Raw genomic sequence first — 17,298 nt, 5'->3', positions numbered from 1 at the left:
CAACAGTTCCGCCGCGTCCGTCGAAAAACCCTTTCCTTCCGCGCGGCGGATTCCGCCGGGCCGACGCGTCGGATATCGTGGCGGTCGCGCGTACGCGGGAAAACAAGTATCGGCACGGTTATACACGACCCCTTCGACCGCCCGATGAACACCGATGCCCGACCCCCGGACGCTTCGCGACAGCACGCAAATCGTGCTCCCCTGCGACCTCTTGGAGAGCGTGCGCGACGACCTCGAAGCGGAGTTCGTCGTCTCCGTCCACCGAGCGGACGGAGAGACGTGCCGGATTATCGGAAGCCCCGTCGAGATTCGCGCAGTCAGCGACTTCCTCGCCCGGCAGGGTATCTCTCTCCGCTAGTCTCGGTTCCGAAGGGCTTGTTACCACACAGTCCAACGGACGCGTATGGACGAAGCGCCGGGACTCTCCGACCAGTACCGCACGGCCAGTCCGTGGCCCGTGTTCATCGCGCTCGGGATACCCATCTCCGAGTTGGGTCTGCTGTTTGGCCTGTTTCCACTCGCCGTCGGCGGGCTGCTCCTGTTCGGCGGGAGCGTCGTCGGCATCCTCAAGGAGTCCGGCTACGTCACCTCGACGATTCGCGCAGTCACCGCGCTTGCGGTCGTCTTCCTCGCGTTCGGCGCGGGGCTCGCGTTCACCGACATCGCCCTCGTGACCCGGGGCTACGCGGTCATCGCGGCCGCGATTCTGCTGGCGGTCGGCGGCGTCGTCTTCGAACTGTTCGTCCGCGAACAGCGACAGACGTTCTGACCGCCGCGGGCGACCCACGGGTGACCCCGCGGCCGTTCCCGCTCCCCACAGTCGGACGAGAAACCAACAATCTATTTGAACGGCGTCCCCGAGTGTCTCGATATGGCAACCAAGACGTTCGACAAGGACACCATCCTCGACCTCACGGTCAACATGGTTCCGCTGGCCATCATCCTGTTTTTCGTGGTGGCGTTCACCTTCGTCAATCCGTTTGGGTTCGAATCGCTCACCTCGGGGCTCCAGTACACGCTCCTCATCGCGCCGTTCGTGCTCCTCGCGGCGCTCACCTACCTCTCGGGGAAGGCCATCGCCGGCTCCGAGAAGGAAGGCACCGTCTACGCGCCGGGTCGGGCGACGGTCCCCGGTGCGAAGCCGCTTCACGAAGAAGAGAGCGAGGGAGCGGCCGAACTCGAAGAATCGCCGGCTGACGACGCCGTCGAAGCCGCGGACGAGACGGCTTAAAGCACCTCGAATCGCAGGGCGGTCCCGAATCTTTCATTACCCTGCACTACTCAGGCACTTCCATGGAGGTTAACGGACAGTTAGCACTGACGGTGCTCATGGGGGTCTTCCTCATCGCCGTCGCCGCGTGGCTCGCGCGGGTCGAAGACTGGCGGTCGTACACTCCGCTCGCGGGCGGAGGGACGGTCGGTGGTACCGCAGAGCAGTACGTCTCGGAGGAGAAACCATCCGGGGTCATCCGTTGGTTGACGACGGTCGACCACAAGGACATCGGGATGCTCTACGGCGCATACGCGCTCGTCGCGTTCGCCGTGGGGGGTCTCATGGTCGTCCTGATGCGGATTGAACTGGCGGACCCGTCGATGACGCTTATCTCGAACACGTTCTACAACTCGTTGCTCACAAGCCACGGGATTACGATGCTGTTCCTGTTCGGGACGCCCATCATCGCCGCGTTCTCGAACTACTTTATCCCGCTTCTCATCGGCGCGGACGACATGGCGTTCCCGCGTATCAACGCCATCGCGTTCTGGCTTCTGCCGCCGGCGGCGCTGCTCATCTGGGCCGGGTTCTTCCCCATCCCGGACGTCATCCCGGCGCAGACCGCGTGGACGATGTACACGCCGCTTTCGGCCGGTGTCGGCTCCGGCAACCAGATGAACGCCGGCGTCGACCTGATGCTCCTCGGCCTGCACCTCTCGGGTGTCTCGGCCACGATGGGCGCGATTAACTTCATCGCGACCATCTTCACGGAGCGCGACGAGAAGGTGTCGTGGGCGAACCTCGACATCTTCTCGTGGACGATTCTCACCCAGTCCGGACTCATCCTCTTCGCGTTCCCGCTTCTCGGCAGCGCCATCGCGATGCTGCTTCTCGACCGGAACTTCGGCACGATGTTCTTCTCGGTCGACGGCGGCGCGATTCTCTGGCAGCACCTGTTTTGGTTCTTCGGCCACCCCGAAGTGTACATCCTCGTGTTGCCCCCGATGGGCATCGTGAGCCTCGTCCTCCCGCGCTTTGCGGGCCGTCGGCTCTTCGGGTTCAAGTTCGTCGTCTACTCCACGCTCGCCATCGGCGTCCTCTCGTTCGGCGTCTGGGCGCACCACATGTTCGCGACGGGTATCGACCCCCGGCTTCGCGCCTCGTTTATGGCCGTCTCGCTGGCCATCGCGATACCGAGCGCCGTGAAGACGTTCAACTGGATCACGACGATGTGGAACGGGAAGATTCGCCTCACGACGCCGATGCTGTTCTGTATCGGCTTCGTCTCGAACTTCATCATCGGCGGCGTGACGGGCGTCTTCCTCGCGTCGATTCCGGTTGACCTCGTGCTCCACGACACCTACTACGTCGTCGGGCACTTCCACTACATCGTCATGGGGGCCATCGCCTTCGCCGGCTTCGCCGGGCTCTACTACTGGTTCCCCATCTACACCGGCCGGATGTACCAGGTCACGCTCGGCAAGTGGCACTTCTGGCTCTCGATGGTCGGGACGAACCTGACGTTCTTCGCGATGATTCTGCTCGGCTACGGCGGTATGCCGCGTCGCTACGCGACCTACCTGCCGCAGTTCGCGACGCTCCATCAGGTCGCGACGGTCGGCGCGCTCATCCTGCTCGTCGGCCAGATGATATTCGTCTGGAACTTCGTCCAGTCGTGGCTCGAAGGTCGCAAGGTCGAAGACGGCGACCCGTGGGACCTCGCCGACGACGACCTCACCACCGCCGAGTGGACCTGGTTCGAGCGCAAACTGGAGACGGCCGTCACCGACGGCGGCGAAGACGAGACCGAACTCGCCACCGACGGCGGGCAGACGGTCGACGACGCGGACGCGGACGCGAACTCCGCTGACGACGCGTAATCGACGCCGCTCGCCGGCGGTTCGGGTTATTTTTCGGACGCTGTTTTCGAGAGCGAGAGCGAACGCGCGCGCGACGACGCCGACTGTCCGTGCTCGCAGACGGGGTGTCGTTCGATGCAATCCGTATTCGAGCGCTCGCCAGCGCCGCCGCTCGCGGGCGACGGGAGTCACGACTGGAGAGAAGCGGCCGCTCTCGGCGGCGGCGACGCGGAAAAGCGGCGGGGGCTCAGACGACGAGGAGGATGCCCGTCGCGAACATCAGTATCGCGATGGCCCCGAGCACGAGTCCGAGGATATCGGTATCCGACATACTCCGACCTTAGCGCGTGCGGCAAAAGGTGCATCGGTACGCCGGGGCCGCTGACCCGACGTGCCGAACGGAAACCCTAACAGCGTCCGCTCCCGAACGTCGGCCGTGAGTTCGAACGTCGGCGGTCATCGCTTCGTCCTCGGGTTGTACGCCGCCCTCGTCGCCGTCGCCGGAGTCGCGGGCTACCTCACCGGGACGTTCGTCTCGGATCTCAGCGCGCCCCGGTTTCTCTTCTTGGTGCCGTTTCCACCGACGCCGGCCGGCTTCGCGGCCTACGGCGCGCTGACCATCGCACTCGTCCTCGGCGTCCCGCTCGCGCTCGTCGTCTACGTCTCGGCCGGCCTCGACGACGCGGCCTAATTCAGCATTATCGTTCAGCACAAATACTAAGCCCGACGACCGGGACGTGATAGTATGTACCACGTGGTAATCGGTGTCGATGACGACGCGGAACACGCGCTCGCGTGCGTCGAAGAGGTCGCGAAACTCCCCGGCGAACCCGACGAGAAGGAAGTGACGCTCGTCCACAGTTTCACCGACAACCCGAGCGGGGCGTCGGCGACGCAGATTCACTCGGTCCGGGAGGCCGGCGAGTTCCTCGAAGACCGCGGTATCGAGTACGACGTCAACGAGTCGTCGGGCGACCCCGCGGAGGTCATCATCGAGTTCGCAGACGAGGAGGACGCGGACCTCATCGTCACCGCCGGGCGGAAGCGCTCGCCCGCGGGCAAGGCGCTGTTCGGGAGCGTCACGCAGACGGTGATTCTGAACTCCGACCGCCCCGTCATGGTGACGGGGTCGACGAAGCGGAAACGCTAGTACACCCGGTCGAGGACGGCCGCGACCTCAGCGGGGGTCTGGCGGCCGGACGCTCGTTCTCGCAGTTCGCCGTCACGAACGCACAGGAGCGTCGGCGCAGAGTCGACGTCGAAGCGCCGACAGAACTCGTCGGCCGCCTCGCCGTCGACCCCCGCGGCCGCGACCCCGTCTGGGACGCGGTCGAGGATGGCGTCGAGGTCCGCTTTCATCGCGTCGCAGGGCTCACAGAAGCGTCGCCACACGAGGACGACGGCGTCCGGGTGCGCCGCGAGGTACGATTCGAAGGAGTCGTCGTCGAATTCGTCGAGGGCGTCCGGCACCGGCGACGACGGGGTTATCTCGACGAGCAGGCCCGCCATGACCAGAAGGAGGTCCTGGCCGACCGGCGCGTCGAGGAACGACTTGGCCGCGAGATAGGCCACCACGTCGGCTCTGGTGACGCCGAACTCGTCGAGTCGCGCCTCGACGTTCTCGGGGGCGACGCCGAAGAGCTCGGAGACGGTCCGGTGGAACTCCTCGGTCGAGACCGCCCCGTAGATGTCGTGGTAGACGGCGAGCGTCTTCTCGAACTCCGCCGTGGTCGAGAGCGTTCCGTCGGGCGCTTCGTCGACCGCGCCGGCGGCGATGAGCGTTTCGAGCGCGGTCTCGGGGTCGGCGTCGATGTCGGTCGCAGCCATCGTCAGACCCCCAGATACCGCTCGCGAGTCTCGTCGTCCTCGCGGAGTTCCTCGGCGGTCCCGTCGAAGACGATGCCCCCTTGGTCGATGACGTACGCGCGGTCCGCGAGTTTGATGGCCGCCGCGGCGTTCTGCTCGACGAGCAGGATGGTCGTGCCCGCGTCGCTGATGCGCTCGACCGCGTCCTCAACGTCCTCGATAATCTTCGGCGCGAGCCCCTCGTAGGGCTCGTCGAGGAGCAGCAGGTCCGTGTTCTGCTTCAGGGCGCGCGCGATGGCGAGCATCTGCTGTTCGCCGCCCGAAAGCGTCCCCGCGCGCTGGTCTCGCCGCTCGTCCAGTCGGGGGAACTGGTCGTAGACCTCCTCGGTCGACATCCCCTTGTGGCCGAACGACAGCGACCGGCCGAAGGTGTTCGACTTGTTGTTGACGACCTCCGCGAGGTGGAGGTTCTCGGCGACGGAGAGGTTCGGGAAGATGCGCCGCTCCTCGGGCACCAGCGAGATGCCCCGGACCGACACGTCTTCGGCGGGGACGCCCGTGATGTCGTCGTCTTTGAACCGGATAGTGCCCTCTCGTACTTCGGGCGGCGTCGCGCCGGCGATACACCGGAGCGTGGTGGTCTTGCCCGCGCCGTTGCGGCCGAGGAGCGCGCATATCTCGCCTTCCTCGACGCTCATCGAGAGGTCGCGGATGATGTGGCTCTCGCCGTAGTAGGCGTCGATGGCGTCGATTTCGAGGAGACTCATAGCTCGACACCCCCGAGGTAGGCCTCTTGGACGGCTTCGTTACCCCGAATCTCGTCGGGGGTCCCCTCGGCGATGATGCCGCCGCGGCTGAGGACGACGATGCGGTCTGAGATGCTGAAGACGATTTCCATGTCGTGTTCGACGAGGACGAACGTGAGGCCGTGGTCGCGTTTGACCTGCTCGATGAGGTCGACCGTCGACTTCGTCTCCTCGGGAGACATGCCGGCGGTCGGTTCGTCCATGAGGAGCAGATCGGGCTCGCTCGCGAGTGCGATACCGATTTCGAGGCGACGCTTGTCGCCGTAGGGGAGGTCGGTCGCGATAGTGTCCGCGCGGTCCAACAGCCCGACCGAGTCGAGCGTGTCGCGGGCGACGCCGTGTACGTCCGTGAGGCTGTCGCGATGTCTCAGGAACTCGAAGCCGAACGCACCGCGCTCGGCCGCCAGCGCCGCGATTTCGGCGTTCTCCCTGACGGTGAGGTCGGGGAAGATTGAAGCGGTCTGGAACGACTTCGAGACGCCGCGTTGGACCACCTGGTGCGGTTCGAGGCCGACGATTGACTCGCCTTTGAAGCGGATGTCGCCGCTGGTGGGGTCGAGCCGTCGCGTGATGAGGTTGATGAGCGTCGACTTCCCCGCGCCGTTGGGTCCGATGATGGAGACGCGCTCGTCCTCCTCGACGGTGAGGTTCACGTCGTCGGTGGCGACGAGGCCGCCGAACTCCTTGACGAGGTTCTCGGTTTCGAGGAGCGTCATCGACCGTCACCCCCGTTTCCGACGCGCGAGCGGACGCGGTTCGCCGCCCTCGAACCGAGGTCGACCGCGAGTTCGCGGAGGCGGGTCAGGATGCCCCACAGGCCGTCGGGGACGACCCAGACGACCACGACGAAGACGAGGCCCAAGAGCAGGTGCCAGTAGAACCCGAAGTCCCGGACGAGCACGATGCCCGTGAAGGGAATCGTCAGCGCCTGGATGGTGCTGACGATGTTCTCGATGTAGAGGTACAGCCCCACGCCGAGAACCGGCCCGAACATCGAGCCCGCGCCGCCGAGGACGGTCATGACGACGATGTCGCCCGACTCCGTCCAGAACAGCGACTGGAGGGGGACGTACGCCCCGTGGATGGTAAAGAGGCTCCCGGCGATGCCGGCGAACGCGCCAGAGATGATGAACGCCATGAGCTTGTAGCGCCAGACGTTGAGGCCGACGAACTCGGCGCGCTGTTCGTTCTCGCGGATGGCGCGGAACACCATCCCGTACGGGGAGTTGAGGATGCGGTAGGCGACCGCGACCGCGCCGACGAAGAAAGCGCCGACGAAGGCGTACAGCCACGTCCCGAGGAGCATCCCGCCGACGGACGGGATGTCGGCTTCGAGGTGGATGACGCCGAGGAAACTGCCGACCTCGACGCCGGTCAGGCCGTTTTCGCCGTTGGTCAGAAACGCCAGCGGCGACGCGGCCATGTAGTAGAACATCTGGGCGAACGCCAGCGTCAGGATGGAGAAGTAGATGCCGCCGCGGCGGAGCGACAGGAAGCCGAGCACCCACGCGAGCAACACGGCGAACAGCGTCCCCGAGACGACCATCACGATGGGGTCGCCGCTGACGTTCTTGGCGACGATGCCGGCGGCGTACGCCGCGCCACCCCAGAAGGCCGCGTGGCCGAACGAGAGCAGCCCGGTGTAGCCGAGAAGCAGGTCGAAGCCGATGGCGAAGATGCCCCAGATGAGGATGAGCGTCGCGAGGCTCTGGTAGCCCTGTAAAACCCCCGAGACGACGGGGGCACGGGCGAAGATGTACGGGAACACCGCGACGAGGATGGCCGTGATGCCGACGACCGTCCCCTCGCGGCCGCGGAGTTTCTCCCAACGACCGAACAGACTGCCGCCGACGAGCGCGTCTTTGGCGCTCGGGTTGGCGTCCTTCTCGCTCATGGGGCCACCTCCTCGTCGCCGAGCAGACCCTGCGGTCGCGTCAGGAGGACGATGGCCGCGATGGCGTACAGGCCGACCTGCGACCACGCGGGCGCGAAGGAGACGAGCGCGGCGGTCGTGAGACCGAAGACGATGCCGCCGACGACAGCGCCGGCGATGCTGCCGACCCCGCCGATGACGACCGTCAGGAACGCCGGGACGAGGATGTTCGTCCCGATAGTCGGGTTGACGACGTTCAGCGGGCCGCCGACGACGCCCGCCACCCCGGCGAGCGCCGCGCCGATGCCGAAGACGACGATGTACGGGCGGGTGATTTTGATGCCGAGGAGTCGGACCATCTCGGCGTCGCGGGTCCCGGCGCGGACGACGAGACCGAAGTCGGTGTACTCGACGAGCAGGTACACGAGCGCCACGAGGACGGCCGTGATGCCGATGACCCAGAGCCGCCACTGCGGGAAGTTACCGACGATGGGCAGCGCAATCGGGCCGGAGACGGGAATGCCGGCGAACGAGCCGACAGAGAGGATTCGCTCGGGCTGTTCGAACGGCAGGCTGTTGCTGCCGAACAGGACGCGAAACAGCTCCTGAACGACGATTGCGAGGCCGAACGTGACGAGAATCTGGTCGGTGTCGGGGCGGTCGTAGAACGCCCGCGCGAGGTACCGCTCCATCAGCAGTCCGACGCCGAAGACGAAAAGCGGGACGAAAAGCAGGGCGGCCAGAAAGCCGATATCGAGCCCGAAGCTCGAAAAGCCCCACTCCGCTAGCTTTCCGTTCGAAAGCGGCACGTTCAGCGCGACGAACAGCCCCGCGTAGGTGCCGACGAGGTACAGCGCGCCGTGCGCGAAGTTGACGAACTTGAGCGTCCCGAGGATGATGGAGAGACCGACCGCCAAGAGGACGTAGATGGCCCCCTGCTGAAGTCCGTTGAGCAGGATGACGAGCACGTCCGACAGAAGACTCATCGACCACCACCCCTCCGGTTATTCGAGGCATGAACTACCATGGGTATGCTAATCTTACTCATTTACGTGTGCGTGGTTGTCTGCGATTAACTTTCATTAAGATAACGGTGGGGAGAGTGGCTACTCGTAGGACCCGAGTTCACACTCGGCCGCTGGTCCGGCGTCGCACGCGTAGCCGAGGTCGTCGCGGCTGGTGATGTTGACGATGTTGAAGTACGTCCCCTCGCTCTGTTCGGAGCCGGGAAGCCCCTGGACGACCGGCACGTCGCGCTGTGCCTGGTGGTCGCAGCCGCGCATCGTCTCCGCGCCCATGCCGATGTTGTCGTACTCGTAGTCTTCGAGCTGCCTGATGACCTCCGGCGGGTAGAAGGTGCCCGCGCGCTCGACGGCGGCGGCGTACTGGAGCGTCTGTGCGTACGCCAACTGCGCGGGGCCCGAGGGCGTCCGGTCGTACTCGTCACGGAACGCCTGCGTGAACTCCTGCGACGGCGTGTTATCTATCTGCGAGTCCCACGCGACGGTGCCGTAGATGCCCTCTATCGCGCCGCCGGCCGCCTCCGCCATCGGGCGGTTGTACAGCGGAACGATGATTTCCATGTCCTCGTCGATGCCGGCGTCGATGGCCTGCTGCATGGAGTTCGCGCCGTCGAGCCCGTAGTGGTTCAAGATGAGCACGTCCGCGCCCGAGCTCTGGGCCTCCGAGAGGTACGTCGAGTAGTCGGAGGTGCCGAGCGGGGTCGCGACCGACTCCACCTGCTCCCAGCCGGCCACGTCGGTCATGAACTGCTCCATCGACGCCTGCTGGGTCTGGCCCCAGCTGTAATCGGCGTAGAGCTGATAAAACTGCAAACCCTCGCCGTAGGCGTCGCGGACGACCGGCGCGAGCGCCTGTCCGGTCATGTAGGCGTTGAACATCTCCCGGAAGGAGTAGCGGACGCAGTCCTTTCCGGTGGTGTCGTTCGAGTGCGTCAGACAGCACATGAACATGACTTTCTCGTTTTGACACAGCCCTTGGACCGCGATGGCGACCGCCGAGGACGAGCCGCCCGAAATCATAATCGCGTCGTCGCGCTGAATCATCCCCGAGGCGGACTGTCGCGCCTGGTCCGCGTCCGTGGCCGTGTCCCCGTCCACGTGGTCGATGGTGTAGCCGAGCACGCCGTCGCCGGAGAGGTCGTCGAACTGCGAGTCGACCCAACCGCCGCCCTCGTTGAGGTGCTTCACCGCGAGCTGATAGGCTCGAAGCTCGTCTTCACCCTCCGAGGCGTACGGTCCCGACTGCGGGACGTTGAATCCGAACGTGGCCGTGTCGCCCTCGATGGGGAAGTTGCCCAACGCCGGGTAGTCGTCGCCACCGCCGCCACCATCACCGCCGCCGCCGTCGCTACCGCCGCCACCATCACCGCCGCCGCCGTCGCCACCGCCGGTACACCCCGCCAGCCCTGCCAAGCCAGCGGTTCCGACAGCACCAGTCGCCTTCAACACATCTCGCCTATTGAGCGGCTTGCTATCCCGTGCCATAGACACATCGGCGGATACATCGTTAATAATAGTTATGTATTGATTCCCTAATATCTGTGTAATCAATCATTATAGATTGGTGGGCTCTACAACATGATATAAGGTGTCCGTCGTCCCGACCGGCGGTCGGCTCCCGCAGTGCCCACTCCGCGTCGCGGGACGTGTCACTGGCGCAAAATACGGGCCGGTGTCGGACTCGCCCCGCACAGTCGTTCGCCCCGTCAGGCATCGAGAGCGACGAGTCCGCCGTGCAGTCCGTCTCGTCGCGACGCACGCCGCACCAATCTCACCGCGTCGGCACCGACGTGAGCGGCGCGAACGGCCGGCCGACAACTATCAGAATACTAGATATATATCCCCGGATAGCGCCGTTTCAGCGCCGTTTCCGCGCGTTCGTTGACCAGTTAATCTCGTACCGTCGTGAATGTTCGATTTATAACTAACCCCGGAACGCGCGAACACCGATGCAGCCACGCCCGTGGCACCACTATGACAGACGACACGAACGACGGATTCAGACCGACTCGGCGCTCCGTGCTCCGACTCGGCGCGATGTCGGCGCTCGGCATCGGTATCGGCATCCCCGCGGTTTCCGGCTCGGTGGCGGCGACCATGTGTCCCAAGACACCCGGCTACTGGGCGAACAACCCGGATTACAGCAGTCCCACCGACAACTGGGCGGTCCTCGGTCCGAACGGTGACACGAACTACGCCCTCCGCGGCGTCACGATGACCCACGACGAGTGGCGCGAGTTCCTCGTCGCGCCCACGAAGGGCGACAAGGCGAACATCATGGCGAAACACTACCTCGCAATCGTCCTCAACCTCCGGAACAGACCGGGCGACGACCCGGGCTGCACGAGCGACGGCGCGACCATCCAGTACGGCGACTACGCGGGCTACACCATCGAAGAGGTCAAAAACATGGCCGGAAACTGGCTCGGTAACTCCGCGTGGTCGAACGGCGGCAAGCAAAAGAGCTGGTACGTCTCCGTCGGCGGCGACATGGTCGACGGCGAGCCGCTCAAAGACACCCTCGACGCGTTCAACAACGACCCCGGGTCGCTCGGCCTCGACTGCCCCTGCAACGACCGCTGAACCGTCCCCTCCTCGAAACGAGACGCCGCGGCCGCGGTTAGGAGCCTGCTACCGGCCGAAACGCGAGCTTAACGCGGTCGTTGCTATCCTTCTCCCACCATCCGCCCTTCGTCTTCCCACTCGCGTTCGCGCAGTTCGTACTTCTGAATCTTCCCGGTCGCGGTCTTCGGCAGTTCGGTGACGAACTCGACTTCCTTCGGCACTTTGTACGTCGCGATGCGCTCCCGACAGAACGCGATGAGCGCCTCGGCGGTGACGCCCGGCGCGTCGGGGTCGCCGCTCGTCGGCACGACGAACGCCTTCGGCGACTCGCCCCACTCGTCGGACGGGACGGGGATGACCGCCACGTCTGCGACCTCGTCGTGGTCGAACAGCGTGTCCTCCAGTTCGATGCTGGAGATGTTCTCGCCGCCGGAGATGATGATGTCCTTCTTGCGGTCCTGAATGCTGATGAAGCCGTTCTCGTCGACGACCGCGAGGTCGCCCATGTGGTAGTAGCCCTCCAGCCGCGCCGAGAAGGCCTCCTCGGTCTCCTCGGGTTTGTTCCAGTACTTCTCCATCACCTGGTTGCCCGCGACGACGATTTCGCCGACGGACTGCTCGTCTCTCGGCACGTCGTTTCCGTCCTCGTCGACGACGCGAACGTCGGTGCCGAGGTAGCCGATGCCCTGTTTCTTCTTCACGCCGAAGCGGTCGTCGCCGTCCGTCAGGTAGCGCCCGGCCTCCGAGGTCGTGATGAGCGGGCCGGTCTCGGTGGCCCCGTAGACGTGCATGAGCCGCCAGCCGAACTCGTCTTCGACGGTCCGAATCGTCGCCTCCGGCGGGGCCGCGCCCGCGGTCGCCGCCCGGACGGGGCTCGCGCCGGTCGTCTCGACGCCCCCCTCCTCGCGGTAGTGTTTCATCAGGATGTTCAGCACCGTCGGGGCGGCGCAGAGATACGACACGTCCTCGTCGCGGATGGCGTCCAACACGGCCTCAGCCTCCACCCCGCGGGTGCAGACGTGCTTCGCGCCGTGGCCGGTAATCGCGTAGATGTGGCCCCAGCCGTTGACGTGGAACATCGGGAGCGTCCAGAGATACACGTCGTCGTCCGCGATGTCCTGATGCATCGAGATGAGGTAGGCGTGAATCGTCTCGGCGCGATGAGTGCGGCAGACGCCTTTCGGGTCGCCGGTCGTCCCCGACGTGTAGTTGATGGTGATGATGTCGTCTTCGTCCATCTCTGGGCGCTCGTAGTCGGTCGACTCCGCGACCAGTTCGTCGAAGTCGAGCCACTCCCCGTCGGTCGATTCGGCGGCCTTCTCGGGGTCGTTCGTGACGAAAATCTCAGCGGGAATCTCGTCGCGGACCGCGTCTATCTTCTCGGCGAAGGCGTAGTCGGCGTAGACGGCCGTCACGCCCGCGTCGTTCAGCACGTACTCGAAGTCCGCGGGGACGAGCCGGTAGTTCAGCGGCATGTGGACCGCACCCAACTGCATCGACCCGTAGGCGGCTTCGAGGTGGTAGTGCGTGTTGGGGTCGAGCACCGCGACACGGTCGCCCTTCTCGACGCCGCGGGACTGGAGCGCCGCCGAGAAGCCGTCGGCGCGCTCCCCGAGTTCGTCGTAGGTAAAGCGCTCGCCGGTCGTCGCCACGACCGCCTCCTCGTCCCCGTAGTACCGCCGCGCGCGGTCGAGGAACTCCGTCACCAGGAGTGGTTTCTTCATACGCGGTATCCTTCACTAACGTTCAAAATAAATGTGCGGGCTGCTACCGCGGTGCGCATCGTTGAGAACAATTCGCACACCGAGTGACAATAGCCCACGACTCGGGCCGCGGGAGACTATATTACTACACAAACTATGCAGGAAAATACCTTATTCGTGGAGTTCGTAGCGCGCGTATGGCACTTTCGGACTACACCGGACGCTCGCCGACGGGCCGGGACGAGACCATCGTCCGCGTCGTCCCCCATCGGCTGTGGCGGCCGGGCGACGAGCGAATCGAACCGTGTACGTACAGCGGCGAGCAGATTCGGCTCTCCGAGAAGCATCTCCTCGCCGTGGTCGAACGCGACGGCGTCCGCGAGCGGCGCTACTTCCGCGACGAGTCGTCGCTGTCGGCGTGGTTGGAAGAAAATCCGCGATAGAGCAGGGCCGACGGCGGCGGAACCGGCGGTTACTCGCTTTCGACCTGCCGCTGAATCGACTCGACGACTTCGGGGTTCCGAAGCGTCGTCGTGTCACCGAGTTCCTCGCCGTTCGCAATCTCTTCGAGGAGCCGACGCATAATCTTGCCAGACCGCGTCTTCGGCAGTTCCGGCGTGAACACGACCATCTCGGGGCGAGCGATGGGGCCGATGGCGTCCTCGACGCCCTCGATGATGCGCCCCCGCATCTCGTCGTCTTCGTCCTGGCCCTCCTCGGTGATGACGTAGGCGTATACGGCCTCGCCTTTCACCTCGTGGTTGCCGCCGACGACCGCCGCCTCCGCGACGCCCTCGACGCCGACGATGGCCGACTCGATTTCCATCGTCCCGAGGCGATGGCCCGAGACGTTGATGACGTCGTCCACGCGCCCGAGGATGGTGATATAGTCGTCGCCGTCGATTTTCGCGCCGTCCTCGGGGAAGTAGACCCAGTCGTCGGGGTCGTCGCTGTCGGTGTCGGAGTACTCCTGCCAGTACTCCTGAATGAAGCGCTCGTCGTTCTTGTAGAGCGTCCGGAGCATGCCGGGCCACGGCTTGTTCACCGTGAGATAGCCCGCCCGGCCGGCGTCGACCTGTTTCCCGCTCGTGTCCACGATTTGGGCGTCGATGCCCGGCAGCGGCGGCCCGGCGGAGCCGGGTTTCATCTTCTTGATTCCCGGGAGCGTCGTAATCATCATCCCGCCGGTCTCGGTCTGCCACCACGTGTCTACCACCGGGCAGTCCTCGTCACCGATGTGCTTGTAGTACCACTTCCACGCGCGCGGGTTGATGGGTTCCCCGACCGTCCCGAGCAGGCGGAGGCTCGACAGGTCGTGCTGTTCGGGGAACCGGCTGCCCCACTTCATGAACGCGCGAATCGCCGTCGGCGCGGTGTAGAAGATGTCGACCGCGTACTTCTCGATGATGTCCCACAGGCGGTCGCGGTTGGGGAAGTCGGGCGTCCCCTCGTACATCACCGTCGTCGTGCCGAGCGCGAGCGGCCCGTAGACGATGTACGAGTGGCCCGTAATCCAGCCGATGTCGGCCGAACACCAGTAGGTGTCTTCCTTCTCGATGTCGAGGACCGCGTGGGAGGTCCACGCGGCGTACGCGAGGTAGCCGCCGGTGGTGTGTTTGACCCCCTTCGGCTGGCCCGTCGTCCCCGAGGTGTACATGAGGAACAGCATGTCCTCGGCGTCGCGTTCGACGGGGTCGATGCGCTCGCCGGCGTGCTCGTCGAGGAGGTCGTCCCAGTCGTGCTGGTTGCCCTTCAGGTCGTGGCCGAAGCCGTCGTCGCCGAGGCGGTCGACGACGACCGTCGCGTCGACGCCGTGGTCGACGCCGTCGAGGCCCTCGTTGGCCTTGTCGAGGTGGTCGAGCGGGTCGCCGCGGCGGTAGTAGCCGTCGCAGGTGACGAGGAAGCGGGAGTCCGCGGAGTTCATCCGCGTCGCCAGCGCGTCGGCCGAGAAGCCGCCGAAGACGACCGAGTGCGGCGCACCGATGCGGGCGCAGGCCAGCATGGCGATTGGCAGTTCCGGAATCATCGGCATGTAGAGCGTGACCACGTCGTCTTCCTCGACGCCGAGGTCGCGCAGGGCCGCCGCGAACTCGTTCACCTCGCGGTAGAGGTCCTGATAGGTATAGGTCCGCGTCTCGCCGTGTTCGCCCTCCCACTTGATGGCGACGCGGTTCTTGTCCCCGTTTTCGACGTGACGGTCCACGCAGTTGTACGAGACGTTGAGCTTGCCGCCGGTGAACCACTCGTAGAACGGCGGGTTCGAATCGTCCAGCACCTCGTCGTACTCCTCGTCCCAGTCGAGCATCTCGGCGGCCCGCTCCCAACAGTCGGGCCAGTTCTCCTCGAACTCGTCGTAGACGGCCGGGTCGGAGACGTTCGCCTGCGCGACGAACTCCTCGGAGGGTTCGAACTCCTCCTGCTCGACCAGCCGTGCCTCCAGTTCGGTGTCACCGTCTGCCATAGTACGTGCTAACTACACCAATCCTCCATGATAAATCTATGTAGTCCAGTCGTCCGCGTGGGGAACTTCGGCACGGGCGGTCGCCGGGCTGTCGGTCGGTTACGCGCGTCTCCGGCGCGCGTTCCAGTCAGCGAACGTTCATGTCATCCCCGACGTTTCGGGGGGAGGTGGCCGCGTCGACGACCCTCACATCACGCCGATGGACTCGCGGTACGTTCCGTACTCCTCGGCGAACACGTCCATGATTTCGCCCATCGTGACGTACTCCTTGACGGCGTCGACGAGCACCGGCATGACGTTGCCGCCGTCGCGGACCGTCTCGCGGAGCTCTGAGAGCGCGGCATCGACCGCCTCGTCGTCGCGGTCGTCCTTCACGGATTCGAGGCGCGCGAGCTGTCGGTCCTGTACCTCGTCTTCGACGTGGAGCAGGTCGGGACGGGTGTCCTCCTCGGTGTCGTACTTGTTGACGCCGACGACGATTTCCTCGCCGTCTTCGACCCGCGACTGGTACTCGTAGGACGCCTCGCTAATCTCGCGGTGGTAGTAGCCCTCGTCGATGCCGGCGAGGACGCCGTCGCGGACGGAGCCGTCGCCCATCTCCCGAATCTCCTCGATGTAGGCCATCGCCTCGGCCTCGATTTCGTCGGTCAGCGACTCCACGAAGAAGCTCCCGCCGAGGGGGTCGATGACGTCGGCCGCGCCGGACTCCTCGGCGATTATCTGCTGGGTGCGGAGCGCGACGGTGACGGCCTCCTCCGAAGGGAGCGCCAGCGCCTCGTCGAAGCTGTTGGTGTGGAGCGACTGCGTGCCGCCGAGGACGCCCGCGAGCGCCTGTATCGTCACGCGCACGACGTTGTTGAGCGGCTGTTGGGCCGTCAGCGACTGCCCCGCGGTCTGGGTGTGGAACTTCAACTGCGTCGAGCGCTCGTCCTCGGCGTCGTACCACTCCGACATCACGTCGTGGTAGATGCGGCGGGCGGCGCGGAACTTCGCCACCTCCTCGAAGATGGAGTTGTGGGAGTTGAAGAAAAACGATAGCTGAGGGGCGAACTCGTCCACGTCGAGGCCGCGGTCGACCGCGTCTTCGACGTAGGCGAAGCCGTCAGCGAGGGTGAAGGCGAGTTCCTGTACCGCCGTCGACCCGGCCTCGCGGATGTGGTAGCCCGACACCGAGATGGGCCGGATGCGCGGGGTCTCCTCGGCGGCGAACTCGACGGTGTCGGTGACGAGTTTGAGCGACGGTTCCGGCGGAATTACCCACTCTTTCTGCGCGATGAACTCCTTGAGCATGTCGTTCTGGAAGGTGCCGCCGATTCGGTCGCGGGGGACGCCGCGGTTGTCCGCGAGCGCGACGTACATGGCGAAGACGACCGGCGCGGAGGGGTTGATGGTGAAGGAGGTCGTCACCTCGCCGATGTCGATGCCGTCGAACAGCACCTCCATGTCGCGGAGGGTGTCGACCGCGACGCCCTCCTTGCCGACCTCGCCGTCCGAAAGCGGGTCGTCGGAGTCCTTGCCCATGAGCGAGGGCATGTCGAACGCCGTCGAGAGGCCGGTCTGGCCGTTCTCGATGAGGTAGTGGAAGCGCTCGTTGGTCTCCGTGGCCGTGCCGAAGCCGGCGAACTGCCGCATCGTCCACGTCCGCCCGCGGTACATCGTGGGGTACACCCCGCGCGTGTACGGGGACTCGCCGGGGAAGCCGAGGTCCGACTCGTAGTCGAGGTCGGCCACGTCGGCGGGCGTGTAGAGGTCGTCTACCTCGTGGTTCGAGACGGTGGCGAATCGGTCTTTGCGCTCGCCGCCCTTCTCCACGAAGGGGTCGCGGGTCTCCGATTCCCACTCGTCGCGCGCCTCGCGGATGGACGCTAAATCGTCCTCGTCGTACATGTCCACCAATCCGTATGGATGATGATTAAGGATTCGGGTCGAAGTCGGCCCCGAAAGCGGTTCGCCCTCGGCCCCGGGGCTTCGACGCACAGACCATCGCACA

The 17,298-nt window shown here is 65.3% G+C and carries 17 protein-coding genes; 8 read left to right on the top strand and 9 right to left on the bottom strand.

Translation table 11 applies throughout. The annotated features are described in order from the left end of the window. Positions 1–154: 154 nt before the first annotated feature. The 6 genes from DVK03_RS04640 to DVK03_RS04615 all read left to right on the top strand — a co-directional run bounded on the left by DVK03_RS04640 (position 155) and on the right by DVK03_RS04615 (position 4,222). Entirely contained in the window at positions 155–358 is a 204-nt protein-coding gene (locus tag DVK03_RS04640; RefSeq protein WP_004044029.1) for a hypothetical protein, read from the top strand. A 45-nt stretch (positions 359–403) separates the two neighbouring features. Next, complete coding sequence (locus tag DVK03_RS04635) at positions 404–769, top strand: hypothetical protein (protein ID WP_004064259.1); 366 nt, start codon at positions 404–406, stop codon at positions 767–769. 102 nt (positions 770–871) lie between these two features. After that, on the top strand, positions 872–1,231 hold the full coding sequence (locus tag DVK03_RS04630) for a DUF6684 family protein (RefSeq protein WP_004064260.1): 360 nt from the start codon (positions 872–874) through the stop codon (positions 1,229–1,231). A 98-nt stretch (positions 1,232–1,329) separates the two neighbouring features. Next, positions 1,330–3,093 carry a cbb3-type cytochrome c oxidase subunit I gene (locus tag DVK03_RS04625; RefSeq protein WP_004064261.1) on the top strand — a complete coding sequence of 588 codons (1,764 nt, stop codon included), beginning with the start codon at positions 1,330–1,332 and terminating at the stop codon, positions 3,091–3,093. A gap of 415 nt (positions 3,094–3,508) precedes the next feature. Next, entirely contained in the window at positions 3,509–3,763 is a 255-nt protein-coding gene (locus DVK03_RS04620) for a cox cluster protein (RefSeq protein ID WP_115802332.1), read from the top strand. Between the two features lie 54 nt (positions 3,764–3,817). Beyond that, on the top strand, positions 3,818–4,222 hold the full coding sequence (locus DVK03_RS04615; RefSeq protein ID WP_004044034.1) for a universal stress protein: 405 nt from the start codon (positions 3,818–3,820) through the stop codon (positions 4,220–4,222). On the opposite strand, the gene DVK03_RS04610 is transcribed toward DVK03_RS04615, so the two are convergent. From DVK03_RS04610 to DVK03_RS04585, 6 genes are all read right to left on the bottom strand, one after another. After that, positions 4,219–4,899, bottom strand: coding sequence for a co-chaperone YbbN (locus tag DVK03_RS04610; protein ID WP_115802331.1), 681 nt, complete (start codon positions 4,897–4,899; stop codon positions 4,219–4,221). The genes DVK03_RS04615 and DVK03_RS04610 overlap by 4 nt on opposite strands. A gap of 2 nt (positions 4,900–4,901) precedes the next feature. Beyond that, positions 4,902–5,645, bottom strand: a complete 744-nt coding sequence (locus tag DVK03_RS04605; protein WP_115802330.1) for an ABC transporter ATP-binding protein — start codon at positions 5,643–5,645, stop codon at positions 4,902–4,904. Next, positions 5,642–6,400 carry an ABC transporter ATP-binding protein gene (locus tag DVK03_RS04600; RefSeq protein ID WP_004064268.1) on the bottom strand — a complete coding sequence of 253 codons (759 nt, stop codon included), beginning with the start codon at positions 6,398–6,400 and terminating at the stop codon, positions 5,642–5,644. The genes DVK03_RS04605 and DVK03_RS04600 overlap by 4 nt, the downstream gene beginning before the upstream one ends. Beyond that, a complete protein-coding gene (locus DVK03_RS04595) occupies positions 6,397–7,578 on the bottom strand; it encodes a branched-chain amino acid ABC transporter permease (protein WP_004064270.1) in 1,182 nt (393 codons plus the stop codon). The genes DVK03_RS04600 and DVK03_RS04595 overlap by 4 nt, the downstream gene beginning before the upstream one ends. Next, positions 7,575–8,543 carry a branched-chain amino acid ABC transporter permease gene (locus DVK03_RS04590; RefSeq protein ID WP_004044039.1) on the bottom strand — a complete coding sequence of 323 codons (969 nt, stop codon included), beginning with the start codon at positions 8,541–8,543 and terminating at the stop codon, positions 7,575–7,577. The genes DVK03_RS04595 and DVK03_RS04590 overlap by 4 nt, the downstream gene beginning before the upstream one ends. A gap of 120 nt (positions 8,544–8,663) precedes the next feature. After that, positions 8,664–9,992, bottom strand: a complete 1,329-nt coding sequence (locus DVK03_RS04585; RefSeq protein WP_199505983.1) for a substrate-binding protein — start codon at positions 9,990–9,992, stop codon at positions 8,664–8,666. A gap of 561 nt (positions 9,993–10,553) precedes the next feature. Here DVK03_RS04585 and DVK03_RS04575 point away from each other — a divergent pair. Continuing rightward, positions 10,554–11,162, top strand: coding sequence for a Tat pathway signal protein (locus DVK03_RS04575; protein WP_115802329.1), 609 nt, complete (start codon positions 10,554–10,556; stop codon positions 11,160–11,162). Positions 11,163–11,245: 83 nt separating this feature from the next. Here DVK03_RS04575 and DVK03_RS04570 read toward each other — a convergent pair whose 3' ends face one another. Further along, positions 11,246–12,868: a long-chain-fatty-acid--CoA ligase gene (locus DVK03_RS04570; RefSeq protein ID WP_006600532.1), complete on the bottom strand. Its 1,623-nt coding sequence runs from the start codon at positions 12,866–12,868 to the stop codon at positions 11,246–11,248. A 176-nt stretch (positions 12,869–13,044) separates the two neighbouring features. On the opposite strand from DVK03_RS04570, the gene DVK03_RS04565 reads away from it, so the two are divergent. Next, positions 13,045–13,290, top strand: coding sequence for a hypothetical protein (locus DVK03_RS04565; RefSeq protein WP_004044043.1), 246 nt, complete (start codon positions 13,045–13,047; stop codon positions 13,288–13,290). 29 nt (positions 13,291–13,319) lie between these two features. Here DVK03_RS04565 and acs read toward each other — a convergent pair whose 3' ends face one another. Together acs and DVK03_RS04555 are read right to left on the bottom strand one after the other, a co-directional pair. Continuing rightward, entirely contained in the window at positions 13,320–15,308 is a 1,989-nt protein-coding gene (gene acs / locus DVK03_RS04560) for an acetate--CoA ligase (protein ID WP_115802328.1), read from the bottom strand. Positions 15,309–15,494: 186 nt separating this feature from the next. After that, entirely contained in the window at positions 15,495–17,195 is a 1,701-nt protein-coding gene (locus tag DVK03_RS04555; protein WP_004064281.1) for a methylmalonyl-CoA mutase, read from the bottom strand. Positions 17,196–17,298: the final 103 nt, after the last annotated feature.

Origin of the sequence: Haloferax sp. Atlit-109R (assembly GCF_003665865.1) — an archaeon.
Lineage (GTDB): Archaea > Halobacteriota > Halobacteria > Halobacteriales > Haloferacaceae > Haloferax > Haloferax volcanii.
Note: the sequence above shows the minus strand (reverse complement) of the source record. Positions and strands in the feature narration are given on the sequence as shown.

Excerpts from the sequence above, each read along its gene's own strand:
- DVK03_RS04640 (WP_004044029.1), top strand. The coding sequence starts at position 155 with ATGCCCGACCCCCGGACGCTTCGCGACAGCACGCAAATCGTGCTCCCC.
- DVK03_RS04635 (WP_004064259.1), top strand. The coding sequence starts at position 404 with ATGGACGAAGCGCCGGGACTCTCCGACCAGTACCGCACGGCCAGTCCG.
- DVK03_RS04630 (WP_004064260.1), top strand. The coding sequence starts at position 872 with ATGGCAACCAAGACGTTCGACAAGGACACCATCCTCGACCTCACGGTC.
- DVK03_RS04625 (WP_004064261.1), top strand. The coding sequence starts at position 1,330 with ATGGGGGTCTTCCTCATCGCCGTCGCCGCGTGGCTCGCGCGGGTCGAA.
- DVK03_RS04615 (WP_004044034.1), top strand. The coding sequence starts at position 3,818 with ATGTACCACGTGGTAATCGGTGTCGATGACGACGCGGAACACGCGCTC.
- DVK03_RS04610 (WP_115802331.1), bottom strand. The coding sequence starts at position 4,899 with ATGGCTGCGACCGACATCGACGCCGACCCCGAGACCGCGCTCGAAACG.
- DVK03_RS04605 (WP_115802330.1), bottom strand. The coding sequence starts at position 5,645 with ATGAGTCTCCTCGAAATCGACGCCATCGACGCCTACTACGGCGAGAGC.
- DVK03_RS04600 (WP_004064268.1), bottom strand. The coding sequence starts at position 6,400 with ATGACGCTCCTCGAAACCGAGAACCTCGTCAAGGAGTTCGGCGGCCTC.
- DVK03_RS04595 (WP_004064270.1), bottom strand. The coding sequence starts at position 7,578 with ATGAGCGAGAAGGACGCCAACCCGAGCGCCAAAGACGCGCTCGTCGGC.
- DVK03_RS04590 (WP_004044039.1), bottom strand. The coding sequence starts at position 8,543 with ATGAGTCTTCTGTCGGACGTGCTCGTCATCCTGCTCAACGGACTTCAG.
- DVK03_RS04575 (WP_115802329.1), top strand. The coding sequence starts at position 10,554 with ATGACAGACGACACGAACGACGGATTCAGACCGACTCGGCGCTCCGTG.
- DVK03_RS04570 (WP_006600532.1), bottom strand. The coding sequence starts at position 12,868 with ATGAAGAAACCACTCCTGGTGACGGAGTTCCTCGACCGCGCGCGGCGG.
- DVK03_RS04565 (WP_004044043.1), top strand. The coding sequence starts at position 13,045 with ATGGCACTTTCGGACTACACCGGACGCTCGCCGACGGGCCGGGACGAG.
- acs (WP_115802328.1), bottom strand. The coding sequence starts at position 15,308 with ATGGCAGACGGTGACACCGAACTGGAGGCACGGCTGGTCGAGCAGGAG.
- DVK03_RS04555 (WP_004064281.1), bottom strand. The coding sequence starts at position 17,195 with ATGTACGACGAGGACGATTTAGCGTCCATCCGCGAGGCGCGCGACGAG.